The 26,232-nt window shown below is 57.9% G+C and carries 19 protein-coding genes and 1 tRNA gene; 10 read left to right on the top strand and 10 right to left on the bottom strand.

Annotation, left to right across the window (positions count from 1 at the left end; genetic code table 11):
* The first annotated feature begins 29 nt into the window (after positions 1-29).
* Positions 30-1,133 carry a tRNA 2-thiouridine(34) synthase MnmA gene (gene mnmA, locus GGR28_RS02430; RefSeq protein WP_183494121.1) on the top strand — a complete coding sequence of 368 codons (1,104 nt, stop codon included), beginning with the start codon at positions 30-32 and terminating at the stop codon, positions 1,131-1,133.
* Positions 1,134-1,169: 36 nt separating this feature from the next.
* On the opposite strand, the gene GGR28_RS02435 is transcribed toward mnmA, so the two are convergent.
* Together GGR28_RS02435 and GGR28_RS02440 are read right to left on the bottom strand one after the other, a co-directional pair.
* On the bottom strand, positions 1,170-2,324 hold the full coding sequence (locus GGR28_RS02435) for a THUMP domain-containing class I SAM-dependent RNA methyltransferase (RefSeq protein WP_183494122.1): 1,155 nt from the start codon (positions 2,322-2,324) through the stop codon (positions 1,170-1,172).
* Positions 2,325-2,397: 73 nt separating this feature from the next.
* Positions 2,398-2,988 (bottom strand): UbiX family flavin prenyltransferase, encoded by a 591-nt coding sequence (locus GGR28_RS02440; RefSeq protein WP_183494123.1) that lies wholly within the window; start codon positions 2,986-2,988, stop codon positions 2,398-2,400.
* 174 nt (positions 2,989-3,162) lie between these two features.
* Between GGR28_RS02440 and GGR28_RS02445 the strand changes: the two genes are divergently transcribed.
* The 4 genes from GGR28_RS02445 to GGR28_RS02460 all read left to right on the top strand — a co-directional run bounded on the left by GGR28_RS02445 (position 3,163) and on the right by GGR28_RS02460 (position 7,007).
* On the top strand, positions 3,163-3,648 hold the full coding sequence (locus GGR28_RS02445; protein ID WP_183494124.1) for a hypothetical protein: 486 nt from the start codon (positions 3,163-3,165) through the stop codon (positions 3,646-3,648).
* 90 nt (positions 3,649-3,738) lie between these two features.
* Positions 3,739-6,225, top strand: coding sequence for a DUF5686 and carboxypeptidase regulatory-like domain-containing protein (locus GGR28_RS02450; protein ID WP_183494125.1), 2,487 nt, complete (start codon positions 3,739-3,741; stop codon positions 6,223-6,225).
* A gap of 112 nt (positions 6,226-6,337) precedes the next feature.
* Positions 6,338-6,712, top strand: a complete 375-nt coding sequence (locus GGR28_RS02455) for a single-stranded DNA-binding protein (protein ID WP_183494126.1) — start codon at positions 6,338-6,340, stop codon at positions 6,710-6,712.
* Between the two features lies 1 nt (position 6,713).
* Entirely contained in the window at positions 6,714-7,007 is a 294-nt protein-coding gene (locus tag GGR28_RS02460; RefSeq protein WP_183494127.1) for a single-stranded DNA-binding protein, read from the top strand.
* Here GGR28_RS02460 and ccsA read toward each other — a convergent pair.
* Complete coding sequence (gene ccsA / locus GGR28_RS02465; protein ID WP_183494128.1) at positions 7,004-9,880, bottom strand: cytochrome c biogenesis protein CcsA; 2,877 nt, start codon at positions 9,878-9,880, stop codon at positions 7,004-7,006. The genes GGR28_RS02460 and ccsA overlap by 4 nt on opposite strands.
* A 6-nt stretch (positions 9,881-9,886) precedes the next feature.
* Positions 9,887-10,285: a cytochrome c maturation protein CcmE domain-containing protein gene (locus GGR28_RS02470; RefSeq protein WP_183494129.1), complete on the bottom strand. Its 399-nt coding sequence runs from the start codon at positions 10,283-10,285 to the stop codon at positions 9,887-9,889.
* A gap of 205 nt (positions 10,286-10,490) precedes the next feature.
* Between GGR28_RS02470 and GGR28_RS02475 the strand changes: the two genes are divergently transcribed.
* A complete protein-coding gene (locus GGR28_RS02475; RefSeq protein WP_183494130.1) occupies positions 10,491-11,186 on the top strand; it encodes an L-type lectin-domain containing protein in 696 nt (231 codons plus the stop codon).
* A 15-nt stretch (positions 11,187-11,201) separates the two neighbouring features.
* Here the strand turns inward: GGR28_RS02475 and GGR28_RS02480 are convergent, their stop codons facing one another.
* The gene (locus GGR28_RS02480) at positions 11,202-12,776 is read right to left on the bottom strand and encodes a carboxylesterase/lipase family protein (protein WP_183494131.1); all 1,575 of its coding nucleotides are present in this window, start codon (positions 12,774-12,776) and stop codon (positions 11,202-11,204) included.
* A gap of 83 nt (positions 12,777-12,859) precedes the next feature.
* Positions 12,860-15,694 (bottom strand): carbamoyl-phosphate synthase large subunit, encoded by a 2,835-nt coding sequence (gene carB / locus GGR28_RS02485; protein ID WP_183494132.1) that lies wholly within the window; start codon positions 15,692-15,694, stop codon positions 12,860-12,862.
* A 237-nt stretch (positions 15,695-15,931) separates the two neighbouring features.
* Here carB and GGR28_RS02490 point away from each other — a divergent pair.
* A tRNA-Ser gene (locus tag GGR28_RS02490) sits at positions 15,932-16,016 on the top strand.
* Between the two features lie 40 nt (positions 16,017-16,056).
* On the opposite strand, the gene GGR28_RS02495 is transcribed toward GGR28_RS02490, so the two are convergent.
* A complete protein-coding gene (locus GGR28_RS02495; protein ID WP_183494133.1) occupies positions 16,057-17,586 on the bottom strand; it encodes a tetratricopeptide repeat protein in 1,530 nt (509 codons plus the stop codon).
* A gap of 381 nt (positions 17,587-17,967) precedes the next feature.
* Positions 17,968-18,795: an alpha/beta hydrolase gene (locus GGR28_RS02500; RefSeq protein ID WP_183494134.1), complete on the bottom strand. Its 828-nt coding sequence runs from the start codon at positions 18,793-18,795 to the stop codon at positions 17,968-17,970.
* Positions 18,796-18,882: 87 nt separating this feature from the next.
* Here GGR28_RS02500 and fmt point away from each other — a divergent pair, with 87 nt between their 5' ends.
* A complete protein-coding gene (fmt, locus tag GGR28_RS02505; RefSeq protein WP_183494135.1) occupies positions 18,883-19,824 on the top strand; it encodes a methionyl-tRNA formyltransferase in 942 nt (313 codons plus the stop codon).
* 18 nt (positions 19,825-19,842) lie between these two features.
* On the opposite strand, the gene bshC is transcribed toward fmt, so the two are convergent.
* Positions 19,843-21,441, bottom strand: coding sequence for a bacillithiol biosynthesis cysteine-adding enzyme BshC (gene bshC, locus GGR28_RS02510; protein ID WP_183494136.1), 1,599 nt, complete (start codon positions 21,439-21,441; stop codon positions 19,843-19,845).
* 57 nt (positions 21,442-21,498) lie between these two features.
* On the opposite strand from bshC, the gene GGR28_RS02515 reads away from it, so the two are divergent.
* Entirely contained in the window at positions 21,499-22,593 is a 1,095-nt protein-coding gene (locus GGR28_RS02515; RefSeq protein ID WP_183494137.1) for an endonuclease/exonuclease/phosphatase family protein, read from the top strand.
* A gap of 18 nt (positions 22,594-22,611) precedes the next feature.
* Complete coding sequence (locus GGR28_RS02520; RefSeq protein ID WP_183494138.1) at positions 22,612-23,406, top strand: hypothetical protein; 795 nt, start codon at positions 22,612-22,614, stop codon at positions 23,404-23,406.
* Here GGR28_RS02520 and GGR28_RS02525 read toward each other — a convergent pair.
* Positions 23,403-26,060 carry an AAA family ATPase gene (locus GGR28_RS02525; protein WP_183494139.1) on the bottom strand — a complete coding sequence of 886 codons (2,658 nt, stop codon included), beginning with the start codon at positions 26,058-26,060 and terminating at the stop codon, positions 23,403-23,405. The two genes, GGR28_RS02520 and GGR28_RS02525, sit on opposite strands and share 4 nt — an antisense overlap.
* Positions 26,061-26,232: the final 172 nt, after the last annotated feature.

Raw genomic sequence — 26,232 nt, forward strand, 5'->3', positions numbered from 1 at the left:
CCCTTGAACCCGTGCGAAAATCAGTACTTATGAGCAAATTAGGACGCGTGCTGGTCGCGATGAGCGGCGGTATCGACAGTACGGTAACGGCCATGATCCTGCACGAGCAGGGCTACGAAGTGGTCGGCATCACAATGAAAACCTGGGATTACGCCAACTCCGGCGGGTCCAAAAAGGAAACGGGCTGCTGCAGCCTGGACTCCATCAACGATGCCCGCTCGGTGGCCGTACAGATGGGTTTCCCCCACTTCATCATCGACATTCGCGAGGAATTCGGCGACCACGTCATCGATAATTTTGTCGACGAATACATGGCGGGCCGCACACCCAATCCCTGTGTCCTCTGCAACACCCACATCAAGTGGAGCGCCCTGCTGAAACGGGCCGACGCGATGGACTGCGAGTTCATCGCCACCGGTCACTACGCTCAGCTCCGGCAAACGGAAGCGGGACGCTGGCATGTGCGCAAAAGTGCCGACGACCGTAAGGACCAGAGCTACGTCCTCTGGGGGCTCAGCCAGGAATGCATGGCCCGCAGTCGCTTCCCCCTCGGCCACATGACCAAGCCGGAAGTACGCCAGCTGGCCTACGACTTCGGCTACGAGGAGCTGAGCAAAAAGGCCGAAAGCTTCGAAATCTGTTTCGTTCCCGACAACGACTACCGGGGATTCCTGAAGCGCCGGCTTCCCGAGCTCGAAGCCAAGGTGGCCGGCGGCAAGTTTGTCACCACGGCGGGTGAGGTGATCGGCACCCACGACGGGTATCCCTTCTACACAATCGGTCAGCGGAAGGGCCTCGGCATGGCTTTCGGCGAGCCCATGTACGTGACCAAGATCGACGCGTCCTCCAATACGGTCACCCTCGGTCCGGTCGATGCCCTGGTCAAAAACGGCATGATGGTGGGAGGGGCCACGCTCCAGAAATACGCCGAACTGCCCGCACAGGGGCTCGAACTGGTTACCAAAGTGCGCTACAAGGACCCGGGCACCCTTAGTCTGGTCGAGCAGATCGCTCCCGATCGCATGGCCGTGGAATTCTTCGCGGACGTACGGGGTGTCGCCCCCGGACAGAGCGCCGTGTTTTACGAAGGCGACGACGTGGTCGGCGGAGGCCTCATCCACGCATCCCGCTAACTAGTTGGGCGGGTACGCAGGTGCAGCGAAAATGGGTCAACGAGCACTGCCCCGGTACAGCTCGTACTTGTAGAAGCGTACCTCCACCGGGCCGTTCATCAGCGGGATCTTCTTACTTGTCCGTAACCCGACGCGCTTGATCGCAGTGGGGTTGGCGGAGATCAACCAGCCCGTGTAACCGGCCCAATTTTGCTTGAAGGTGTCGCCGATGCTTTTGTAAAATGCCTCGATGTCGCCCGTCTCCATGCGCATCTCATAGGGAGGATTGGTCACCAGTAGGCCGGTAACCTCCTCGGTTACTTCGGGTGGGGTAAGATCGACAAATGCGGATTCCTGTAGTTCTACATAGGACAGCACGTTGGCCCGCTCCAGGGTAGCCCTACTGATGGCGATCGCGAGCCCGTCGATGTCGGCGCCCATTAGGGGAAAAGCCGGTGACTTTCGCCGCGCAAGCGCTTCCTGGCGGATGGTACCCCAGGCGGCGGGATCGAAGTCTGGCCAGCGTTCAAACCCGAAGTTGCGCAGTAGGCCGGGGGCGTGATCGGCGGCGATCATGGCGGCTTCGGCCAGTATCGTGCCGGAGCCGCACATGGGATCCACGAAGGGCTGGTCGCCCGTATATCCGGCAATTTTGAGCATACCGGCGGCCAGCACCTCGTTGATCGGAGCCTCACCCGTCCTGCGGCGGTACCCGCGGCGGTGGAGGCCGTCTCCCGAACTGTCGACGCTAAGGTCTACCTCCCCGCTGCCGCTGATGCGCAAGTGGATGTTCAGATCGGGCGATCCTTTTGCAACGGACGGGCGCGTTTGGTACTTGTCGCGAAATTGATCGACGATCGCATCCTTGGTAAGCTGGGCGATGAAATGAGTATTGCGGAACCAGCGACCCGGATCCACAACGTTGACGAACAAGCTGCCTTCTGGCTTGAGGTACTTTCTCCAATTGGTAGCGCGTAGGCGATCGTAGAGCGCCTGCTCGTGCTCCGCCGCAAACTCGTCGATATTGATCAGTACCCGCAGTGCGGTTCTCACTTCCAGGTTGAGTCGATACACCAGTTCGAGGTCGCCGGCGCAGGTAACGACCCTACGCCCCGCGGAGATTTCGGTAGCTCCCAGCTCCAACAATTCCGCAGCCAGTACATCTTCCAGTCCGGCCAGGGTAGGCAGGGCCAGTTTTAAATCGTGGGGCATCGTCTAGGTTTTGCGGCAAGGTAGGTAATGATGGGGTGTCCGCGTTCCGGTGTGCCTTCCCTGAAATCCCAACTTACTCCATCGGGTCGATGGACTCGGTCTCCCCCCACCGGTAGGTATCCTTCAGTTCGAAGCCCGCCAGATCGAGCACGCGATCGACCACCGTGCCGGCAATTTCTTCCGCGGTCGAAGCACCACTGTAGAAGGAGGGAACGGCGGGACAAATCACGGCACCGCTCTCCGTCAGGGCGGTCATGTTGCGCAGGTGAATAAGGCTGTAGGGGGCCTCGCGGGGCACAAGAATTAATCTCCGACGCTCCTTAAGCACGACGTCGGCGGCCCGGGTGATGAGATCGTTCGAAATGCCGGAGGCGATGCGGGCAAGGAGTCCCATGCTGCACGGACAGACGATCATCGTCCCGTAGCGTGCCGAACCCGAAGCGAAGGGGGCCGAAAAGTCGCGTTGCCCGTAGTAGTCGAACGGATAGGATTTCCAACCATCCTCCCTGAGTTCGAATTGCCAGTTGAATTTGCCGTTCTCGGTGATGACGATGCCGACCTTGGTCCACTGATCTTCCAGCTCGCGCAGTTTGTCCAGCAACACCTTGGCGTACAGCGAGCCGCTGCTGCCGCCGATCGCCACCACTATTTTCTTTTCGGACATGCCCAACGTTTGGGTTGCTAACGTGCGTTGGGATGATAGGTTGTCGGCCCTGCCGTCAGCAAGCCCCGCCGCCGGATTGACTCCCTTCAACCGGGGATGCGGATAAGTGATTGATGGGATAACGGTGTGGGGGCGGGGTAGTATCTTTGAGGTCCCAAAACCACCGATACGTATATGGCCTCACCCCTCGACAATTTATCCTCCGAAAGCCGCATTTGGATCTACGGCGCGGAGCGTGCTCTGACCCGTGACGAAACCACCACGGTGCGCAAGCGCGCCCAGGAATTCGTGAGCCAGTGGGGAAGTCACCAGAAGGCCCTGAGTGCCGGTGCCGACGTGCTGCACAATCGCTTCCTGGTACTGGCCGTCGACGAAACCGAAGCCGAGGCCAGCGGCTGTTCGATCGATGGGAGCGTACACTTTGTCAAGGAACTGGGGGCCGAGATCGGCGTTGACTTCTTCAACCGCATGCGCTTCAGCTACCGCGACGACAACGGCAAGATCCACACCGTAGGGCGCGAGGAGTTCAAACTGCTGTACGCGCAGGGGCAGCTTACCAACGAGAGCATCGTATTCGATCCGCTGGTGAAGGAGCTCGGCGAGCTGCGACAAATTTTCGAGCGGCCACTCGAAGACAGCTGGCACAGCCGGATGGTATAAACAAGCCGTTAACGGGGCTTAAATAAGGTTTAAAGGCGGTGATCGGCACAACGATCGAACACACCCGAACGTCTATCTGGCAGCAACAGCATGACCAGATTACTACCACTCCTCAGCCTGATTTTACTGGGCCTCACCGCGGTGGGGCAGTCGGTCAGCGGCCGGATCGTCAACGAGTTCGACGAGCCCGTACCCTTCGCCAATGTGTACGTCCGCCAATTGGAAACCGGCGCGGTATCCGACGATGAGGGCCGCTACACCGTAACCTTCCGGGTGGACGGCGAGTACGAACTGGTTTTTTCCAGCCTGGGCTACGAAAGCAGGTCGATCCGCCTGGTGGTCGGGATGGAGCCCGTAACCTACGACGTGCGGCTCCTTACCTCCGGCGTCGAGCTCCAGGAAATTACCGTTAGTGCTTCGGCCCGCGACCCGGCCTATGCCATCATCGGCAAAGCCATCGAGCGCAAGCGAGCGCACCTGCAAGCCGCGGAAAGCTACCGGACCCAGGTATACGTTAAGGCCGTGGAGGAGGTTGGGGAGCGCACACCGGATTCCCCCGCTTCCCTTGGGGAAAGCACCGGACCCGCGGCCCCGCCCTACGATCCCTTTGCCGCCGAAGAGAAGGACGCGAAGGCGCTGCTTGACGGGCTGAATATGGTGGAAATGGCCGTTCAGCTCAACTACGCCTATCCGCGAAAATTTAAGGAGGAACGCAACGCGTATTCGGCTTACGGTGACGTACGGGGTTTATTCGTTCCCAACTTTACCGAGACGGACTTTAACTTTTACCGTAACCTGGTTTACCTGCCGGGCATATCCGATGCGCCGGTCATTTCGCCGCTGAGCAACACCTCGGTGTTGACCTACAAATTTACCCTGGAGGCGACTGATTCGGAAAACGGAAGGCTGGTGTACCGCATCCGGGTGGAGCCCCGAAAATCGGGAAACAGCACCGTCTCCGGACTGCTCTTCATCGATGCGGATACGTATGCGATCAATCGGTTCGACTTCCACTTTCCGGAGGGCAGCCTCGTGTTTTCCGATCGCTTCCAACTGGCGCAGGATTACGCACTCACCGCGGACAGCATATGGGAGGTGCGCAAGCAGGTGTTCACCTACGAGACGCGGCAGGGCAAGCGGAAGCAATTCCGCGGCACCACCACCCTGAGTTACCGCGACTACGACTACGATTATGCCTTCCCCGACAAGTTTTTCGGGAACGAGGTAGCCGTTACGACGGCGGAGGCTTACTCCCGCGACAGCAGCTACTGGAAGACGGGCAGGACGGTAGCGCTAACGGCGGAGGAGCAGCGCATGGTGTACCTGCGCGACAGCATCGATGCCGTTACGAGTTCGCGGCGTTACCAGGACAGTATCCAGGAACTCTACAACCGGGTTACCCTGATGGACCTTGCCTGGGACGGAGTCGGGTTTCGGAACAACGAAAAGAAGAGCCACCTGTACATCGGACCGGTGAGTAGCCTGATCGATTTTTCTCCGGTCGGTGGATGGCGGGTCGGGCCCTACGTATCGAATTACCGCAGGTATCCGAACGGGAAGGTCCTCAGTATTTCCGGATCGGTCGACATCGGGTTAAAAAATCTGGACGTACAGGGTAAAACGGTCACCTGGTACCGTTACGATCCCTTCCATATGGGCGACGTCTCCCTCTGGGCGGGGCGGGCATTTGAGTCGTTTAATCCCAACGATGCCTACCTAAACCAACTGAAAGCCTCCAGCTACTTCGTAAAGGATGAATTCAGGATCGGACAGCAGCGGGAGATCTGGAACGGGTTCTACCTCAATACCAATATCGGGCTGGCCGACCGTAGGCCCATCACCGGTTACGATACCGACAACATCATCGACGGGGTGATCGACGACGACGCTCCGGCCGTAGACTTCGATCGGTACCAGGCCCTCATAAGCAACGTGTCCGTTTCGTATACGCCCGGTCAGCGGTACATGCGGGAACCGAACCGGAAAGTGGTTTTGGGAAGCAAGTGGCCGACCTTCAGCCTGCTCCACCGCCGGGGGTGGTCAGGCCCACTCTCGAGCGACGTCCGTTTCGATTACCTCCAGTTTGCCGTGGAGCAGAACATCACCTTCGGCGCCCTGGGCCAGTCGAAGTACCGGGTGCAACTGGGTGAGTTCGTTAACGCCGACGATTTGCGGTACGTGGACATCAAGCGATTCCGTGACTCCGATCCGTTGCTGTATTCCGATCCCCTTACCACCTTTCAGGCGCTCGATGCCTCACTAAGCACCGACGGATTGTTCCTTGAACTGCACCACATTCACCACTTTAACGGGGCCCTCATCAATAACATACCCCTCCTGAAGAAAACCCGGCTCAGGGCCGTTGCCGGGGGTGGATTGCTCTGGATGAAGGAGAACAAGTTCAACTATCAGGAGCTTTTCGCCGGGGTGGAACGGGTATTTAAACTGGGTGCCCGCCGCAGGGTACGGGTTGGACTGTACGGAATCGCCGCCGACTCGAACCAGGGCACACCCACAGCAGCCTATAAGGTCAGTTTCGACCTTATCGACATCTGGAAGCAGGACTGGAGCTTCTAAACGAGCAGTTACCTAAAGGTTTGTAAACGCATATATTCGCAAGTACACGGTTAACTTACGGGTATTCGGTGATGAACGACGCAATTTTGCCGCATCACCAATCCAGTAGTCTATGCTACCCATCCACAATCAAATTCAATTGATCGGTCGTGCCGGACACGACGTCGAACTGCTGACCCTCACCGACGGAACCTACCGCGCCACGCTACGGCTATACCAGAACGAGCGCGTTCCCGGCCGGGAGCACGAGGCCCAGGTGCACTCGCTGGTTGCCTGGAGCGCGGTGGCGACGCAGTTGCACGCCCGGATCAGGCGGGGAGATCGTATTCTCGTGCAGGGGAAACTGCTGCACCGAAAATTTGAAGTGAACGGACAGCCCACGGTTAAATCCGAGATACACGTGGCGCACTTCAGTCTGCTGGGGTCCCGTTCGATCACGCGGTCCGTGTCGCTCGCGGCCGAGCCCGCACCGGAAACCTTCGGCTGATATGAATTCACTAACGCTGATCGGTACGGTGGCGGCGGCTCCGGTGTACCACTGTACTTGCCGTGCCCAGGATATCGTAAGGATTCAACTGCAGACCCTTGACCGAAGCGGCGGGGAGCACCGGCACCACTGCGTGGCGTTCGGTCAGGCCGCCCTCGATCTCCACGAGCACCTGAAGCCGGGGGAACGGTTGGTGGTCCGGGGCGAATTACTCTATCGCAAACTAAGAAGGAGCGATGCGGCGGCGGAGCGACCCTACGTATTGATCAGGAAGTACGGCTTTCTGGGCGGCTAGGATAAAACCGATGCGTCGCGCGCAGCCTTGCGGGATCGTATCCGCACGACCATACTAATCAGCAGCCCGAGCATCATCGAGATGGTACCGAACCAGAACAAGTTGATGCCGGGAAACTCGATGGCCTGTAAGGTCACGTAGTCGGTCCGGTAACTTTTAGGTGCAACCGCCAGGGGAACCGCGAAGGCATCCTGCGGCGGGGCCGTAGCGATCCGGAGGGTTGCTTCGTTGGTCTCGGGATTAAGGCTCACCAGGTGGGCGTATAGTCCGAGCGAGGTGATCTCATCGCGGACGCCACTGGGCTGGTTGCCCCGGATGAGGAAGACCGGCTGCATGGACTGTCCTTCCGACTCGAGTAGGGCACTTACCCAGATGTCGCCCTCCTGCGGTTGGAAGTGATCTACGGTGGGTTGGGAAACGAACTGCTCGAAGGTAATGACGTGGTCGTCGATGACGATGGAATTGCCCGGCTTGAGCACGTACTCCCGGTAATTGAGGTCGGCGTCCTTGATCAGGAGTTGTTCGAATACGCCTTCGTCGATCTTGACCCGGAGCGACATGTCGTTGATCTGAGCGGGGTAGTGGTACAGCAACCCCTCGCGGAGGACCAGTGCGACACTTGCCGTGGTGTCGTGATCGGCGATTCCTCCCGTCCTGGTCGCTCGGACTACCGCCCCCATTCCGATATCACCGGGTTCGGCGACGTAATCCGGATGGACGGGCAGACGGGAGAAATTCTCCAGTCCGACGGTGTAGGTGTAAATAATGGAGCTGTTGCGTTGGGGGATATCTACCGTATCCCGGAACGTCGCACGTTCGCCGATGTCGAGGGGAAAAACGCGGTACTTCAGGCTGTCCTCCGTTTCCTGACGAATCTTCACGCTTTGTTCCTCGGGGGGCAGTCCCATAATCACGGTGAAGATGTCCTTGTTCCAGTAGTGCTTGGTGCTGGGGTTGGTGATGGCGATCTTTTCGAATCCCTTGTCGTAAAGCACGTTTGGTTCGAGCTGAAATTCTTCGAGGACGCGACCGTCGGGATCGACCCGCTGGTAGTCCATGAAGTACTTCCGGTTCATGCCTTCGATGGTATCTCCCTTGAAGGTGACGATGTAGTCTTCCATGCCCAGTGGAATATCCTGGTAGAGGCGCACGGTGCTGCGGGCGAGTTGTTCGTCCTCGGTCAGGCCTTCCATCAGGTACTGGTTCTGGGAGACGATCCGCTTGTTGCCGGAACTCGCCATGATACCGACCAGCATGATGCCAAAACCAATGTGACTGACCACGCTGCCGGCCACCTTCGCATCCTTCCGGAGAAAGAAGATCAGGTAGTCCAGATTCGACCATACGGCAAACCAGCCGGCAAACAGCATCAGCTTGAAGGGAATGCCGGGGGCCTTGATCCAGAGCAGGGTAAGGGCGGTAAGCCCGGCCGCACCCACGACTGCGACGCCAGTGTGGAGCAGGAAGGTGCGCAGGTGCTTACTGAAGTTGCGTTCCCGCCAGCGCAGGAACTGGGCTAAGCCGCTGAGGAGGCCGATGAAGATGCCGATCCAGATTTGAAAGCCGTTGTGGTGGGCTTCCGGATCGGTAAGCGTGAGGCCGTCGTAGACCGGGTTCATCCACTCCCGGAGCTCGTTGTACACCGGTAAGCTCGTGGAGCCGGTGATGAGCAGAGCCGACATAAAGAGCGTAAGGCTGCCGATGAACATCCAAAACTCACGGCTGCTGGTAGCTTCTTCCTTCTCGGGTACCGGAATGTGTCGCCAGCGCCAGATGACGAGTCCAATGCTGAGCAGGAAGTAAAATCCGAGGAAGAAAAGTAGTTGGGCTTCGAGTCCCATCTCAGTAAAAGCATGTACGCTCGTATCTCCTAATACACCGGAGCGGGTAAGGAAGGTGCTGTACACGATCAGCACGAAGGTGAAGAGGTAAAAAAGGTAGGTGGCCCGGATACCCTGACCCGTGGCCCGACTGATCAGGTTAGTATGAATACCGGCAACCAGCATCAACCACGGGACCAGGCTGGTATTTTCTACCGGGTCCCACGCCCAGTAACCGCCGAAGTTAAGCGCTTCGTACGCCCAGGCCGCACCCATGAGGATTCCGATGCCCAGGATACCCGCGCTGAACAAACTCCAGCGCAGACCGGGCGTGAGCCATTCGCGGTGACGGCCCGTCCACAATCCGGCCACCGCGTAGGCGAAGGGCACGACCGTGCTGGCAAATCCCAGGAAGAGGGTGGGGGGGTGAATGGTCATCCAGTAATTCTGGAGACTCGGATTAAGTCCGTTGCCCCGCAGCAGTTCGACGTAATCCGCCTGCTGGAAGATGGGCGCATTAACGGTTTCCCGCAGGAGCAACATCGGGTTGGATCCGAGCTTGATGAGGCTGTCGCCGAACCCGAAGTGGACACCGAGCAACATCGATACGATGACCACCTGCACGGAGCAGACTACCGCCATCACAGGTTTCTCCCAACTGCGGGCGGTGACCATAAGGACGTAACCTAAAATGACGTGCCAAAACATCCACAACAGGAAGCTGCCCTCCTGGCCCTCCCAGAAGGCGGAGAAAATATAGCGCTGCTGCAACTGTCCGTCGACGTGGGCGGTGACGTACTGGTACTCGTAGTACTGATTGAGCATCGCGTAGAAGATGCAGCCAATCACGGTGAACACGGCCGCTCCGTGCGCCAGGAAGCTCAACTGGCCCAGGCGCTGCCAGCCCCGGCTGCGCAGTACTTCGCTCCGGTACTGGGTGGCCAGGAAGTAGCTGACCATACTGAGAATCGCGGAAAAAAACGCGAGCAGAACGGCGAAGTGGCCGATGTAGCGGGGACCGAGGTGCTCGTTGAGGTACTGTATTTCTTGCATGTAAGCCTAGCTCTCGGTAAGGTTCTTGATCATCGCCTCTTCGTCCTTGTACTTGCTCGGACACTTCATCTGGATGTCGCTGGCGATGAACTGGTCGTCCCGCATGCGGCCCGTCAGTACGATGCTTTCGCTCATTTCAAAGTCCTGGGGTTTGCCCATCAGCAGCACCACTTCCCGTTCGTTGCCGGTGATATCTTCGAGGAAAAAACTAAAGTAATTGGGATCGGTGAGCGGATCGTAGATCGTAGGCTTGTCCTTGACGTAGGTACCGACCAACTGCACCTTTTCCCCCGTTGCGGCCGCCTTATCGAAATTGGCGTATTCCGAGGTAGCCTTGCCCGTCTGGAGCAGGAGAACGGCGGCGACAACGACCAGGAGAATCGCGAGGATATAGGACTTTTTCATTGGGCGAACGGATTAAAAAATTGCGGCGTGCATCAGGAAAACGCTAAGGTAGCCGGACCGTTGCGCCACACGGTCAGGCCAGGGTAAAATGCCTCTCTACACCATCCATCCGCGACCCGCAATTACCCGACCGATTACGTAACTTTTAGGGAACAATTCCCTATAAATCAGTATTTTGATGGAAACCGCCCGTACGGGTTAGCCGATGATTACCGCCGACCGTTCCCTGTTCTTTGCTCTACTATTCGTTTGCCTCGGTCCCGCGCTCGCCGCCCAGAGCAGCGTACGGGAATTCCGACTCGGCGGCAGCGCCAAAATTCTGAGTGAAGACTGCATCCGGCTCACCCCCGCAACGCCCTACGTTTCCGGCTCGGCGTGGTTCCAGAATCCGATGGACCTGAGCTATCCCTTCGAGCTAACGGTAGACCTGGTGCTCGGCGAAAACGACGAGCTGGGAGCCGACGGAATCGTGTTCGTTTTTCATCCCACGATGCAGACCGGCTACCGGGGGGAGGGCATGGGTTTTGCCGGTCTCTACCCCTCGCTCGGGATTGAATTCGATACCTACCAAAATTTTCACCTCGGAGACCCCGCGGGCGACCACCTGGCCATTATGCCCCACGGACAACCGAACCACTCGGTCAGCCTACAGGGGCCGGTGCCGTTACCCAATTTGGAAGACGGTGTGCGACATCCGCTCACGATCAGCTGGCACCCGGGGACAAACACCATGAAGATCACGTTGGACAACCAGCTTCGCGCCACCTTTACCCGCGATATCGTAGCCGATATTTTCGGCGGCAACAGCAAGGTGTACTGGGGAGCTACCGCGGCTACCGGACGCAAGATCAACTTTCAGGATGTGTGCATTCGAAAGCTGGTCTACGCTAGCCTCGACTGATTAGAGCGCCTCCAGTTACCGTCGTGCCCCTTCGTACATCTGGAGCAGGTAGCGGTACCGCGGCTCGGCGAGGAAGGCTTTGGCCTCACTCTCGGTATTCAGAAGCATCACTTCCGGCGTTTCCCCTTCCCCGAGACGGGGCCACTGGGGTAAACCCTCACCGTTCGGATCGCCCCGCTTGACGAAATTGGCTAGGTAGGACAGCATGGTGGATGCCGTTTTCCGGTCTTCCTCCTCCCAAGCGTACTGATCCGAGAGCGAGAGATTGTCCAAAAAGTATTCGATATCCGTGGCGTGTGCCGCGCCGTCGGGCTCCTGCTCGCGCTGCTCACCCCTGAGCGGCGGGCGAATGCGATCGAAGCGGTAACGGTACACGGGTTGATCGCTGTACTGGCGCTGCAGGTTCGCCCACTGCCAGGTACCTAGTACGATCCAAGTATCGGAGGCTAATTCGATTGCGGACCGACGGGGCGTTTCGGGGGAATAGTGGTGCAAAATTTCCTCCGATTGTTCCGGAAATTGTTCTTTGACCATTTCTTGGAAGGCTACGGGAGAATCAGGGAAATTTCCCCAGGGGCGTTCCGTGCTCGTCCAGCCGACCAGCAGGGGTACCTGAGCCTGGTTGCCGTTGCGGAAGGTGACCGTTGGATCTTCGGTGATGAAGTGGCCATCAATAACGATCGGCGGACTACCAAGCTGGCCGGCGGTGTAGGTTTCGTACAACTCGCGGGTCGACGCCTGGCGCAATTCGGCAATGGAGCCGTAGCCCGTTGCTTCCACAAATTTTTCACCCCAGGCCTCACCCTCCTCTAGGGGTGGGATCGGCCGTTGCGGGTTCACCGCACCGCCACTCTGACCGACGGCCCCGGCGAGGAGATCGCGGGATAGCGGCGAGACCATCTGTAAGCTGACCGACATGGAGCCGGCACTCTCGCCGGCAATGGTGATCCGTTCGGGGTCACCACCAAAAGCCGCGATGTTTTTCTTTACCCAAGCAATGGCGGCGGCCTGGTCCATCAGCCCGTAATTTCCGGACCCGCCGTATTCCGACTCCGCGGACAATTCCGGGTGAGCCAGCAGGCCGAAAACACCGAGCCGGTAGTTGGGAGTTATCACGACCACCCCTTCCCGGGCCAGGCGTTCGCCGTCGTAGCGGCCCTCGTCGCCCGAGCCCGCCGTGAAGCCACCTCCGTAGAAATAGATGAGCACGGGCAGCCCCGTCTCGTCCTTCCTGGCGGGCGTCCACACGTTGAGGTAGAGGCAATCTTCACTCACCGACGGGGAGCGGAAACGCATGTCGTCATAGACGTACTGTTGTACGGGTCGCGGTCCGAACTCCTTGGCCATCCGTACGCCTTGCCAGTCGGCAGCCTGCTGGGGTGGCTGCCACCGCAGTTCACCCACGGGGGGCGCGGCAAAGGGTATGCCGAGGTAGTGTTGCACTCCGGTACGGGTGCTGTAGTTGCCTTCGAGGATGCCGTTCGAGACTTCGGTTTGCACGGCAAAACCGAAATTGATTTCCTGGGCCTTTGCGAGGGACGTAAAACAGAGGACCGACACAAAAAATAGTAGGGGAAACTTCTTGGTCATAGCAGTAGATCGAATTTAGCTAAAGGTAGCTAGCGCCGAACTAAATCTGCCAATCGCCTTCCGGAATAACCCGGAGCGTAAGGTTACCGCGTCAGGTACTGGCTTCGGTTGCGGTCGAGCTCGCGGAAGAATGGATCGGTCATGTCCTTAACGAAGCGAATGGCCTCTCCGGTAGATTTCATTTCCGGGCCTAGTTGCTTATCGACGTTGGGAAACTTGTTGAAGCTGAACACCGGAACCTTGATCGCGTACCCGCTGGGCTGGGGATTGATGGTGAAATCCTTCAGCTTGTGGGTGCCGAGCATCACCTTCGTGGCAATATTCAGGTAGGGCACCTTATAGGCCTTAGCGATAAAGGGCGTCGTGCGGGAGGCCCGGGGGTTGGCCTCGATGACGTACACCTTGTCTTCGCCCGTTTCCTTGTCGGTTTTGATCGCGAACTGTACGTTGAGCAGCCCCTTAATCTTGAGGGCGAACGCGAGTTTCTCGGCGTACTCCCGCATCGTATTCACGGTTGCGACACTGAGAGAGTAGGTGGGCAGGACCGCCGAAGAGTCGCCGGAGTGAATTCCCGCAGGCTCGATGTGCTCCATAATGCCCATGATGTGCACTTCATCGCCGTCGCAGATCGCATCGATTTCGGCCTCCTTGGCGCGGTCGAGGAAGTGGTCCACGAGTACTTCATCGTCGGGAGCCTTCTTAAAGATCGACAGGACGTGCCGTTCCAGTTCCGCGTCGTTGATCACGATGCGCATGTCCTGACCGCCGAGTACGTAACTGGGCCGTACCAGCACGGGGTACTTCACGCGGTGGGCAACGTCGAGCGCTTCGTCGGCATCCTTTGCCGTTCCGAAATTGGGGTAGGGGATATCAAGTTCCTTAAGCAGGTTGGAGAAGCGTCCACGGTCTTCGGCCAGGTCGAGGGCATCGTAGCTCGATCCAATAATCTTAACGCCCCGCTTGGTAAGCTCATCGGCCAGTTTAAGCGCGGTTTGGCCGCCCAACTGAACGATGATACCCTCGGGTTTTTCCAGTTCGATGATCTCCCAGAGGTGTTCCCAGAACACGGGCTCGAAGTACAGTTTGTCGGCCGTGTCGAAGTCCGTCGAGACAGTTTCGGGATTGCAGTTGACCATGATGGACTCGTAGCCCGCTTCATGTACCGCTTTAAGTCCGTGCACACAACAGTAGTCAAATTCAATACCCTGTCCGATTCGGTTAGGACCGGAGCCGAGTACGATGATCTTTTTCTTGTCGGAGGGAATGCTCTCGTTTTCCCCGTCGAAGGTGGAGTAGAAGTAGGGAGTGTCCGACTTGAATTCCGCCGCACAGGTATCGACCATTTTGTACACCCGGCGGATGCCGAGTTTGTAGCGCTGCTTCGTGACGGCCTGTTCGTCGACGCGGAGCAGGTAGGCGATTTGAATGTCGGAATAACCCAGTTCTTTGAGCTGACGGAAGAATTCCTCCGGAAGGTCTTCCGGTACGTTGAACTTCATCACTTCCGATTCAATGTCTACGAGCCGTTTGATCTGGTTGATGAACCAGGGGTCGATCTTCGTGAGCTTCTGAATCGTCTTGCGGGGCACCCCAAGGCGCAGGGCATCCTTCAGGCGGAAAATGCGGTCTTCGCTGACGTTTTCCAGTCGATGCAGGATGTCATCGGTCTTGATCCACTCCTTGAAGTCGGAACCCAGTCCTGCGCGGCCGTTCTCCAACGACTGGCAGGCCTTTTGGAGGGCTTCCAGGAAATTGCGACCGATGCCCATCACTTCACCGACCGACTTCATCTGCAGGCCGAGCCGGTGATCGGCACCGGGGAATTTATTGAAATTCCAGCGGGGGATCTTGACGATCACGTAGTCGAGGGTAGGCTCGAAGTAGGCGGAGGTGGTCTTGGTGACCTGATTCTTCAGTTCGTCCAGGCGGTAGCCCAGGGCCAGTTTCGCGGCGATCTTAGCGATGGGGTAACCGGTTGCTTTCGAGGCGAGTGCCGAGGAACGGCTAACGCGGGGGTTAATTTCAATGACGATCAGCTCTTCCGTTTCCGGATTCTGGCTGAACTGAATGTTACAGCCGCCGGCGAAATTGCCCATCGACCGCATGGCGAGAATCGCCTGATCGCGCATCTCCTGGTAGGCGGTGTCGGAGAGGGTCATGGCGGGCGCTACCGTGATCGAATCGCCGGTATGGATACCCATTGGATCGAAGTTCTCGACCGTACAGATGATGACCACGTTATCGGCGGCATCACGGAGTAGTTCGAGCTCAAATTCTTTCCAGCCCAGCACCGCTTTGTCGATCAGTACCTCGTGGGTAGGACTGGCGTCGAGCCCGCGACGCAGCATTTCGGGGTAGTCTTCCTCGTCGAAGCAGAAACCACCGCCGAATCCACCCAGGGTATAGGACGGCCGGATAACCAGTGGAAAGCCAATCTCCTGGGCGGCCTCCATTCCCTCCAGAAAGGAGTTGGCGATCATGGCCGGGGCGCACTTCAGTCCGATTTCTTCCATGTGTTTGCGGAAGAGCTCGCGGTTTTCGGCCAGTTCAATGGCTTCCAGATCTACGCCGATGAGGCGGCAATTGTACCGTTCCCAGATACCGACTTCGCCGCACTCGATGGCGAGGTTCAGGGCCGATTGGCCGCCCATGGTGGGCAGGACCGCATCGATCTTTTGTTCTTTCAGGATCTGCTCCACGCTTTCGATCGTCAGCGGCAGCAGGTAAACGTTGTCGGCCGTCATCGGATCCGTCATGATCGTGGCCGGATTCGGGTTGAGGATGGTCACCTCGATCCCTTCTTCCCGGAGGCTGCGGCTGGCCTGCGTCCCGGAGTAGTCGAATTCGCAGGCTTGGCCGATGATGATCGGCCCGGAACCGATGATGAGTACGGATTTAATCGATGTATCCTTTGGCATGGGGGAGTGCGTCTGTCAAAATTCGGGCAAAGATAAGCAGCGCAATCGCAATGCCGGCGGCGGCGCGCAGGAGCAATGAAATCCACCCGAACGGCGTACCCTGGATTCCCGACCGGAGAACCGTTGCGAATAGGTTGCACACGGTGGCCGAAAAATTTCGTGGGGCGGGCGAAGCTTGGCATCTTGCATCTTCCGCGCTACTGTGCTACCTTTGCGGCCCCAAGAAATCACCCTTCCGGAGGAATGGCAGAGTGGTTGAATGCACCGGTCTTGAAAACCGACGTACCGCAAGGTACCGGGGGTTCGAATCCCTCTTCCTCCGCACCATTGTCTCAACGCCCGCCTGCCCCGCAGGTGGGCGTTCATGTTTCGTCCGATTGTTCCCGGCGCTTGCGGACCCGTTTATAGCCAAGCTGCTGCAGAATCAAGGTCCATAGGGTGTCGAAGGGGATCAACTCCATGTAGTAATCCAGGTGAGCATCCGTTATCGGGTGTTTCTCCAGTTGTTTGAGGTAGCGGGAGGAATGTCGCTCGACCGCAGACCGGTGGAAGCTCTGCGCGGACAGTTGGCTCAGCGCCTTCAGAAACAGCTTAATGCGCCGGTGCCCCTTATCCCTAAGGTGACGGCGGGCGTACTTTACCACCGCTTCAATGCTGTAGGCAGTTTTGCTGTGCCGCTTCGTGACGATGTGCCCCACGATTTCGATGATGAGGAGGTGAACGTTTCGGTGGCTTTTCTCCGCCGCGGAATGTTCAAAAGAGTTGAGGAAACGGCTGATCCTGAAGCGACTGAAGGTGCGATCCTCACCATCGATTTCGATCTGGTCCATACGGAACAGCAAATACAGATAAGCTTCAATAATCCGAAACGTTTCGTAATAATACCTAAGCAAGTTACGACCCACGAGAGTGGGGCGAATCGTCCGGTAGATGTCGTAAGCCTGCTGAAATTTTTCGGCGCGCAGGGACAGCACGAGCATTAGCTCGTATACCTTGATGTAGTTGTGATCTTCGGTGCCGGTCTTGGCCAACAATTTTCGGGCAAAGGCCATGCCGTTGGTGTAATCGTTGCGCTGGGTGTAGGCAACGGAGAGGTTGGCTTCGAATACTTGAAACATGGTCGATTGGGCATCGGGCTTCCCTTCGAGGTAGGCAATGGCCTTGTTTGCAACCTGGATAACCCGGTCGTAATCGTTCTCGGCCAGGTATACATTGAGCTCGATGAGGTAAACGATGTAAGAGATCATGGCCACATCGAACCGCTCGATCAGGTGAGCGCTACGCCGGTATGCCTCGGCAGCCGCCCGCCGGACCGTCGCGCTGTCTTCGCGACTGTTGCGCAAATAAAAGATTTCGTTCAGGTCAGTTACCACGTCATGGTAAGCCCATGACAGTTCACGGTAATGGCCGGCCCGGTCCCGGAAGTACACGTACCGATCGGGTCTAAAATTGCGGTTGTTGTACTGCCGCCGGAGCATGGTAGCGGCCTCGAACGCAGCGTGGTAGAATTGCTGATCCTCGGCGATGCGGAAGGCTTCCTCCAGAAAGGGGAGCAGAACCCCGGAGCTCACCGTGGTCCGCAGCTGCTTGCCAATCACGATCAGTTTCCAAACGTAATTGTACTTCCGCTTGCGTTGGTCGGTGTTCCGATCCTGGGGCTGTACCGTACACAGAAGGTTAAGCAAGTCGAGCTTGAGGGTATGTTTGACCTTACGGAAGGCAGCGGATCCGGGGTTCATCCCCAGGGCCCGGGCCGCCGCCCCGGCGGTCACCTCCTTTTTTGTCTGCAACAGCTTAAAAAGGGTGCGCAGCTGTTTCCGTTGCTGGTTTTCAGTGGTACAGGAATCGTAATCAGTCCCGACCAACTCAACGAGTTCGGATAGGTCTCTCATTATATACTAAACCGTCGCGACAAACGGCCACTAGCTATGCCGTCTGCCCTAATCCTATAACGATAGGAGCAATACCGGACGGCGCGACTAACCTATTTGTCCGCGCCGACCCAATGGGGGTGTCTCTCCCACAAAATAAGTGCTGGTCCCCACTGTTTGCCGGTCCGTAGGCCACAGTCCGTAACTCACCCTCCGCCGGCAGGTGATCGATTGTGAACGTCGCCGATGCATAGACACAGGATTCACAATATGGCCGAACTGGAGGAAAGATTTGGGAATTGGCTGACCACTTTCCGCGGGAAACCATATCCGGTCGCGACACCAAGCTACTCATAGGAAATGTAGCAAATATTGCGTCCGGAATAATGTATTGCCGCCCCCTTACGGCAACCTTTCATCAACCCACTCCCCGATAAGTTGCATAACTGCCTCATTTTCCGGCTCGTTGTGTAGCTCATGGTACATGCCGGGAAAGCTGTGGAAAGTGAGGTGTTGCGGGTTGCGCTCGGCAAAGGCGGCACTCGCGTCGTGGGAGGTGAGTCCGTCCGCAGTCCCGTGGAGCAGCAGGGTAGGGACGTGCAACCCTCCGGAATAGGCCTGTAGAAATGCGGCACGTTCCAGCAGGTCAATCCCGGTCTGACTGCTCAACCGATCATGATTGTAGGGATCCGCCCGGTAGGCCGCAACTACCGCGGGGTCCCGGCTGATCTTGGTCAGGTCGAGTTGGTTGCTCAGGGTGAAGGTGGGGTAGAGCCTGCGCATCAGCTTACCTACGGCCACCGTTACCGGATTCGGGGAAAAGGCTTCGGCAATGTGGGGCGAACTCACGATGGCGCCACTTATGGCGGGCTTGCGGCGGATGAGGTAGTGTAGCAGCAGCTGTCCACCCATGCTCTGGCCGTACAGAAAGACGGGGCGGTCGGGGTACCGTCGCTCGCACTGTACCAGCAGCTGGGCCACCCCGTCGAGGTAATCCCGGTAATTCTTGGCGTACCCCTTTTTTCCTTCGCTGCGGCCGAAGCCCTGTCGGTCGTACCCGATCACCGCGATGTTGCGCTCGTTGAAAAAGGCAGCCAGGTGATCGTAGCGGCGACAGTGTTCCCCCAGTCCGTGAATGATGCCGATGACGGCGCGCGGATCGGCCACGTGCCAGTCGGCGGCGTAAATCTGTAAGCCCCGCTCATTTTTCCATCCGAACTCCTGTACCATAGTGGAAAGGTAGGTGATGCCACCAAATCCGCCCGCTATTTACCGGATTTCGCCTGCACCTGCGGCCCCGCCCCATACCTTTGCGGGATGGAAAGTAAGGAGCTAAAAATTGTATTCATGGGTACCCCGGAATTTGCCGTGCCCAGTCTGGATAAATTGATCGAGACAGGATACCGCGTGGTGGGTGTGATCACGGCAACGGACAAAATGGGCGGGCGCGGCGGTAAAAAATTGCTGGAGTCGCCCGTGAAAAAAGCTGCGGTACGGCTGGGAATCCCGGTACTGCAACCGAAAAATTTGAAGGAGAGTGATTTTCAGGAAGCGCTGCGCGCGCTGGGTGCCGACCTCCAGATCGTAGTGGCGTTCAGAATGCTGCCCGCCGCGGTCTGGCAGATGCCCCGCCTGGGAACCTTCAACCTCCACGGTTCCCTACTGCCCCGCTACCGGGGTGCCGCCCCCATCAACTGGGCCGTGATCAACGGAGACCGCGAAACGGGGGCCACGACCTTCTTTATCCGCCAGGAAATCGACACCGGCGACGTGCTGCTGCAACACCGGATGCCCATCGGAGAAAACGAAACGGCCGGAGACGTGCACGACCGCATGATGGTGGAAGGGGCCGAACTGGTGGTCGATACCGTCCGCCTGATCGAATCCGGTGACTATACCCTACGCAAGCAGGACGATGCCCAGGCCACCCCCGCGCCCAAAATTCACCGGGAAACGTGCCGCATCGACTGGCACCGACCGGTTGGCGAGGTACACAACTTCGTGCGGGGACTGAGCCCGTGGCCCGCCGCCTGGACCACGCTCGACGGCAATCAACTTAAGATTATCAGGAGCCGGGCCGAAACTCGCTCCCAAACCCTGCCGCCCGGCACGGTAATTGTCGAAGACAACGAACTAAAGGTTGCCTGTACCGGTGGAAATTTGATCGTGGAGGAAGTGCAGTTGGCGGGTAGGAAACGAATGTCGACCGGCGACTTCTTGCGCGGCGATTCCATCAGCGCGGGGCAGGTGCTGGAGTAGGGGGCTTGGGGAAGTGGATCAGTCCGGCATCACCACGACCAGTCCGTCCTGCAGCGGATCGAGTTCTTCGATCAGTACTTCGAATAGTTGCTCGCCCTCCTGTAGGTAGAAGTTCAGGAAGTTATCGTACCGTTCCTGCAGACCGTTCGCGGGAAAGAGCTTATCCCGCAGTCCGCGAATTTGGTTCATCGCCGTTTCGAAGCGCTGTTTTTCCGTCCTTCTGATTCGTCCCTCCAGATTTTCGACCGCCTTGGCCTGGCGGGCGTGTTCCCCCATCACTGCCTTGGCGAGGGTAGGGTCAATGCGTTCGGCTTTTTCGGCGATGCCCCGAAAGAGGGATTCCAATTTGGCAAGTTCGTCGGCCAGGCTCAGTTCGTTCTCCGACTGCTCGGCCACGTAATCGCGGATGATCAGGTCGGCATCGCGGAAGAGGGCGCGGTAATCCAGTCCAAGCTTGTCCAGCTTTTTCTGGTTGCCGCGGTCGATCCACAGGGCCGAGTTGCGCCGCACCAGCATCGGGAAATTGATCCCGAAAGCCGCAAACTGCTGCTTGCGCTCGAGCCAGTAGGCAATTTCACCGCCGCCGCCGATGTAGGCCAGGTTGGGAAAGATAAGTTCTTGGTACAGGGGCCGCATGACTACGTTGGGACTGAACCGTTCGGGGTGATCCTGCAGCTCCCGGCGCATCTCGTCGGTACTGAATTCGAGATCGGTATCCAGGATGCGAAAGCGTTCCCCCTCCCGTACGATGCGGTTGCGGCCGGCGGGTTTTTCGGTCAGGTAGAAGAGGTTGATGTCGCGGGCGTGGGCCTGTCCGCTGTACCCTAGTGCTTCCAGCTGCCGTTGGGCCTCCTCGATGAGCGGCTGACTGACCGAGTCGAACAACTCCCGTTCCATAATATGCCGAAATGCCTCCTTGAAGGGGCGGTGACTCATGTCCGCTACCACGACACCGTGTTTTCCGAACAGCTCGTGGACGAGCGCCAGGGCACCCATTCCGTAGGTTTCGTGGGAGGTATACGCCCGTTCGATGCGTGCGTATACGGAGCGGGCCGTCTCGCGGTCGCCAAGAATTTCCTTCAGTTGTTCCAGTGCCGAGCCGAGGGTGTCGGACAGTCGTTTTCCCACCGGTCCGGCCCCTTCGTTTTCCCACTCGATGCGGTTGCCGTAGAGGTACGTATGGTTAACCTCCTCGAAATCATGGTCTTCCGCTCCGCTGATAAAGACCGGCACGAACTGCTGCTCGGGATAGGCTTCGTTGAGTTGGCGCGCCAGGTTAATGGCCGAGCAGATCTTCAGCACGTAGTACAGCGGGCCCGTAAATAGCGAGGGCTGGTGGGCGGTAATTACCGTAAAGGTCTGGCGGGAACGCAGGAGCTGTAAATTTGCGGGGGCTTCGCCCGCAAGGCCAAGGTCAGCGTACTGCTGCTCGAGTGTATCCACGAGGAGATCGCGGTCGGTATTGTCCCTGGTCTTATCCCGTATGACTTCCCGAAAAGCTTCCAGGCTGACGGGGTAGTTGTAAAATGGTTTCAGGTCTTCGCTACCCGTTGCGTAGGCAACATCTCGTTTAGAAAACTGGGGTACTTCAACAAAGGGTATGCGTTCTATTTTCATGGTGTTGTCTACAAATTCTGCCCCCAAAGGTTTGTTATCCTACATAGTCTACCCCACATGCGCAACGTCTGGAAAATTATTCGCTGGCCCCTCTTTCTCCTGGTTGCGTACGTCGGCGGAATCCTGCTATACGGAACGTTCACCGACTGGCAACCCACCGGCACCGCTACTTTGGGCCCCAGCGGCGGCCAGACTTCCCCCTCCTACGAAGTGCCCGACTCGATCATTACCCTTACCACCTGGAACGTGGGGTTCGGCGGAATGGGGGCCGAAGATTACTTCTACTACAACCGCGGTGACTTCTTCTGGACCGACCTGGGAAAGGCCCGTGCCGCCCGCGAGAACGTTGACCGCTACGTGGCCGGCCAGGAGCAGACGTTAGCGACCACCCAATCGGATTTTTTCTTACTACAGGAGGTCGATACGGCCAGCCGGCGCAGCTACTACACCAATCAGTTGGCCCTCGACCGGGCGGCCCTCCCGGACTACGCGGCCTACTACGCCCCCAACTTTCAGAGCAAGCGCGTACCCCTCCCGGTTTTTCAGCCCTGGGACCATTACGGAGCGGTACAGAGCGGTCTGGTCACTCTGAGCCGGTACCAATCGGTCGTTGCCGAACGCATCCAGCTGCCGGGAGAATTTCCCTGGCCCACCCGCCTGTTTCAGCTTGACCGCTGCGTGCTGCGGCAGGTGTTCACGGTTGCGGGTGGACGCGAATTAGCCCTGTACAACCTTCACCTGTCTGCCTACGACCGCGATGGGGGCCTGCGGCGACAGCAGATGGACTTCATCCGGGAGCTCGTAAAGAAGGATTACGCCGCGGGCCGCTACGTGATCGCGGGAGGCGACTGGAACCAGCTCCCCCCTGGCTTCAACTGGTTCTCCCTAAACCCTACGGTGGAGGAAACGATCTTACCGCCGGGCGTCGGCTTCGACTTTTTCCCGCCGGGATGGAACTGGGCATACGATCCCGCGGTAGCCACGGTACGAAAGTCCGACGAAGTCTACGACGCACACCGAAGTCAGCGCAGCGTGATCGACTTTTTCCTGACCAGCCCGAACGTGCGGTTGCGGCGGGTGAAAACCCTTAATCAGGACTTTCGCTTCAGCGATCACCACCCCGTTTACCTCGAAGCCGAACTGATGCCCTGATTTGCTGTTATCGCCGCTATGAAACTACCTCTGCTCCCCCTTTCCTTATTTCTCTTGCTTGCAGTATACGCTTGCGGGTCGACCGAAATCGATGCAACGACGGAAACGATCGAAATCAGGGACGAGAATCCTCCGGCGGACGGGTTCGATGCCACTGGTTCCGACGAGCGCGCCATCGCGATCGCCGATAGCGTGGTAAAGCACCACGGAGGTCGGCAGGCATTCGACAACGCTCGCTTCTTTAAGTGGAATTTCTTCGGTGCCCGTACCCTCACCTGGGACAAGGAAGAGGACCGCGTCCGCATCGAAGTTCCGGAAAAGCAGATCATTTACCTGTTGGATTACAGCGATGACGATCTCACCGGCGCCGTGCGCAAGGAAGGCGTAGAAATGACCAACCCCGATAGCCTGGCGATCTACCTTCAGTCGGCAAATTCCATGTTCATCAACGACAGCTACTGGTTGATCCAACCCTTTAAATTGAAGGACAGTGGGGTAACGCTCAAGTACATTGGGGAAGAAACCGACCCGAAGCAGCAACGGCCCTCCGAAGTGATCGAGCTGACGTTCAAAGACGTTGGAGACACGCCCGGTAACCGCTACCGCCTGTTCGTCGACAAGGAAACCTACCGCATCAATACCTGGCAGTTCTTCCGCAACGCAGCCGATGAGGCCCCCGCTATGGAAACGCCCTTCAATGGTTACCGGGAGTACAGCGGCATCCTGATCTCCGGAGACCGGGGAGGAAGGGCCCAACTGACCGACATCGAAGTGACGGACAGCATTCCCGAATCAGTCTTTACACAGTTTTAGAAACCGATACGCTTGCGCTGGATGGAGAGTTCCTTCGTGTCCAACTTCAGGTGCTCGACGTCGACCTTGAGAATGCGGCATCGTTTACTTGACTGCGCCCGATCTTCCGATGCCTGTCGCAGGTCGTGGCGCCGGAGTATGTCGACCACGATCTGCCGCACGGTGCGGGCGTTGCCGAAGTAGCTGTCGCGGTACTTGTACAGGAAGGTGAGGTAATTTTCCAGGTGAGTGCGCGCGGGACCGGTCAGTTGAGCCTTACGCTGCTGGAACATGCGCTCGGCGATCTCAGTAAGCTGCTTCGGGCTATAGTCTTCGAACCGCAGCACTTTGTCGAACCGACTGCTTAGTCCGGGATTGGCCTTTAGAAAGGAGTCCATGTTATCGGGGTATCCTGCTACGCAGACAAAGAACTCTCCCCGCTGGTCCTCCATTCGTTTCAGCAGAGTTTGAATCGCTTCGTCGCCAAAGTCGCCACGCTGCGAGGTCTTCAACTGCGTAAGGGAGTAGGCTTCGTCGATGAAGAGTACGCCGCCAATGGCTTCTTCGATCACCCGCGCCGTTTTTTCCGCCGTTTGCCCTACGTATCCGGCAACCAACCCCTGGCGGTCGGTCTCCACGATATGCCCCCGCTCCAGGATGCCCAGCGCATTGTACAATGTTGCCAGGATTCGGGCAATGGTGGTTTTTCCCGTGCCGGGGTTGCCGACCAGCACGGTGTGCAATTGGAATGCGTTGAGTACGTCGCGATTGGTCTTTCGGTAGTAGCGCACCAGGCGAACCAGTTCGTTGAGCTGATCCTTGATGTTGTCCATGCCAACCAGGCTGTCCAACTCGGTCAGGGTAGCAGACAGGAGGGGTTCATTGACCGGAATGGTGGGGCGCTCCTGACTGGGCAGCAATTTGATCTTTCGCACGTCGGCCGCTTCGATGGTGCTCAGGTGGTCGTTGCTGAGGGTCGCGCCGGTTTCGTCGCGCGACATCAGGCGCAGGGCCATTTGTACTTTCGCCTTTTCAATTAGGTCGTGTACGTAGCGGGCATTGCCGAAGGTCCGGTCGCGGTCGCGGAAGGCCTGGGTGATCGTTTCATCGACGAGGGCCTTGGCCTCCAGGGTCAACTTTACCCCGAGCTGATTGGCGGAATAAACCGCGATGCGACTGAGTTCCTGAGGCAGGAAGTTGCGGAATTCGTAATGGTGTTTAAAGCGCGACTTCAGTCCGGTATTGCTGTCCAGGAACCGCACCATCTCCTCCGTATAGCCGGCCACGATGACGGCCAGGTCACCGGTGCTATTCGACATTTCCTTGACCAGGATCTCGATGACCTCGCGGCCGAAATCCTTGCCGTCGTCGTTGCTCCGGGCGAGGGAGTACGCCTCGTCGATGAATAGCACCCCGCCGCGGGCACTCTCGATGACCTCCCGCGTTTTCGGGGCAGTTTGTCCGATGTACTCGCCCACCAGGTCTACGCGGTCCGCCACCACGGTGTGGCCACTGCTCAGCAGGCCCATTTTCTTGTAGAGCTTGCCCATCATCCGGGCGACGGTTGTTTTGCCCGTGCCCGGATTGCCGCTGAAGACTGCGTGGACGTCGATACCGGTGTCCATCGCAAACCCGCGCTGCTGCCGCAGTTGCAGAAACTGGATGTACACGGCATGGTCGCGCATCTGCTGTTTTACCTCGTGCAGCCCGATGAGGGCGTCCAGGTTGACCATAATGTCCTCGAAGGTGCCCGACTCATCGTCGTCGGAGTTTAGCACCACCGGTCGGTCGCTGCCGGGAAGGTAGACCGAAGGGTTGCCCGCAACGGCTTCGTCCCGTACGCTGAAGCGGATCGAAGCCAGTAGGGAATCAAGAAAAACGATGTCGGCCGTATAGTTGTCCTCCCGCCACAAGTTCGGGTTAGCGGCACCCCAGCCGGCCGTTACCTTTATGGTGTCCTGGTCGCTTTTAACCGATTGTAGGCGGGCCACCTGCCCCTTGACCTCCCGGGCTTCGTTCTGAAACTTGGTGAACAGCTCCAGGTGCCAGTCTTGCTCCTGTTGTAGGTTTTCGAAGAGCAGTTCGAGGTAGATGTAGCGGGTTTCCTGACTGGAAAATTGGCGCAGGTAGATGCGATCGTCCTCACTGACGTCGTCGTAGGGACCTTCGTATAGCTTTACCGACAGCAGTTTGAGGTACTTATCGGGCATTCTGGGCTCTTCCTCGTCGTCGCGGTCGTCGGTATCGCGGTATTCGGCCGGCTCGATGACGTAGAAGTACTTGCTGCCCACTTTTTGGCCTCCGATGTAGGCTTCCCAGTAGTAGGTTCCCGCGTTCCAGAAGGTGCCCTGTTTCTGGTTTCCCCAGCCTTCCCGGAGGAAGACGATGTGGTCGAAGCGGCTGACTTCCTTATCGATGGACAGCGTGCAAATTTCGGTCTTGCCCTGCTCGGTACTGCGAAAACATTTGAGATCGACGTGGAGCGACCAGTCTTCCTCGTCAAAGCGTTTGTTGAACAGCGACAGTTCGGTGTAGATGTAAGCCGTTTCGAAGCGATCGAACACCTGACGGTACTTTTTTCCGTTGTCCCAGAGGTATTCCGTGGAGTTATAGACCTTCAGTTCCTTGAACTTAAAGGGGGATGTCGACGTGGCTTTTTCTTGGCTCTCCCGCATTAGGGTAAAGTAACTCCAATATCCCCTATTCTGCAACTTGCCGGGGGGGATGTCGGTGGGTGAATGGGCAACGGGTTTTGCTGAATTGTCGGTAAGTTAACATCCCGGCAACTTACTAGCGCCCCGGTTCGGTTATCTTCACGCAGAGGCGTAGAATAACGACAACCCCATG

Origin of the sequence: Neolewinella aquimaris (assembly GCF_014197245.1) — a bacterium.
Classification (GTDB): Bacteria; Bacteroidota; Bacteroidia; order Chitinophagales; family Saprospiraceae; genus Neolewinella; species Neolewinella aquimaris.

Bases quoted from the DNA above. Each gene is read 5' to 3' on its own strand.
- GGR28_RS02525 (WP_183494139.1), bottom strand. From the start codon at position 26,060: ATGCGGGAGAGCCAAGAAAAAGCCACGTCGACATCCCCCTTTAAGTTC.
- GGR28_RS02480 (WP_183494131.1), bottom strand. From the start codon at position 12,776: ATGACCAAGAAGTTTCCCCTACTATTTTTTGTGTCGGTCCTCTGTTTT.
- ccsA (WP_183494128.1), bottom strand. From the start codon at position 9,880: ATGCAAGAAATACAGTACCTCAACGAGCACCTCGGTCCCCGCTACATC.
- GGR28_RS02455 (WP_183494126.1), top strand. From the start codon at position 6,338: ATGCTACCCATCCACAATCAAATTCAATTGATCGGTCGTGCCGGACAC.
- fmt (WP_183494135.1), top strand. From the start codon at position 18,883: ATGGAAAGTAAGGAGCTAAAAATTGTATTCATGGGTACCCCGGAATTT.
- GGR28_RS02470 (WP_183494129.1), bottom strand. From the start codon at position 10,285: ATGAAAAAGTCCTATATCCTCGCGATTCTCCTGGTCGTTGTCGCCGCC.
- GGR28_RS02440 (WP_183494123.1), bottom strand. From the start codon at position 2,988: ATGTCCGAAAAGAAAATAGTGGTGGCGATCGGCGGCAGCAGCGGCTCG.
- mnmA (WP_183494121.1), top strand. From the start codon at position 30: ATGAGCAAATTAGGACGCGTGCTGGTCGCGATGAGCGGCGGTATCGAC.
- GGR28_RS02475 (WP_183494130.1), top strand. From the start codon at position 10,491: ATGATTACCGCCGACCGTTCCCTGTTCTTTGCTCTACTATTCGTTTGC.
- GGR28_RS02450 (WP_183494125.1), top strand. From the start codon at position 3,739: ATGACCAGATTACTACCACTCCTCAGCCTGATTTTACTGGGCCTCACC.
- GGR28_RS02520 (WP_183494138.1), top strand. From the start codon at position 22,612: ATGAAACTACCTCTGCTCCCCCTTTCCTTATTTCTCTTGCTTGCAGTA.
- GGR28_RS02460 (WP_183494127.1), top strand. From the start codon at position 6,714: ATGAATTCACTAACGCTGATCGGTACGGTGGCGGCGGCTCCGGTGTAC.
- bshC (WP_183494136.1), bottom strand. From the start codon at position 21,441: ATGAAAATAGAACGCATACCCTTTGTTGAAGTACCCCAGTTTTCTAAA.
- GGR28_RS02500 (WP_183494134.1), bottom strand. From the start codon at position 18,795: ATGGTACAGGAGTTCGGATGGAAAAATGAGCGGGGCTTACAGATTTAC.
- GGR28_RS02445 (WP_183494124.1), top strand. From the start codon at position 3,163: ATGGCCTCACCCCTCGACAATTTATCCTCCGAAAGCCGCATTTGGATC.
- GGR28_RS02495 (WP_183494133.1), bottom strand. From the start codon at position 17,586: ATGAGAGACCTATCCGAACTCGTTGAGTTGGTCGGGACTGATTACGAT.
- carB (WP_183494132.1), bottom strand. From the start codon at position 15,694: ATGCCAAAGGATACATCGATTAAATCCGTACTCATCATCGGTTCCGGG.
- GGR28_RS02435 (WP_183494122.1), bottom strand. From the start codon at position 2,324: ATGCCCCACGATTTAAAACTGGCCCTGCCTACCCTGGCCGGACTGGAA.
- GGR28_RS02515 (WP_183494137.1), top strand. From the start codon at position 21,499: ATGCGCAACGTCTGGAAAATTATTCGCTGGCCCCTCTTTCTCCTGGTT.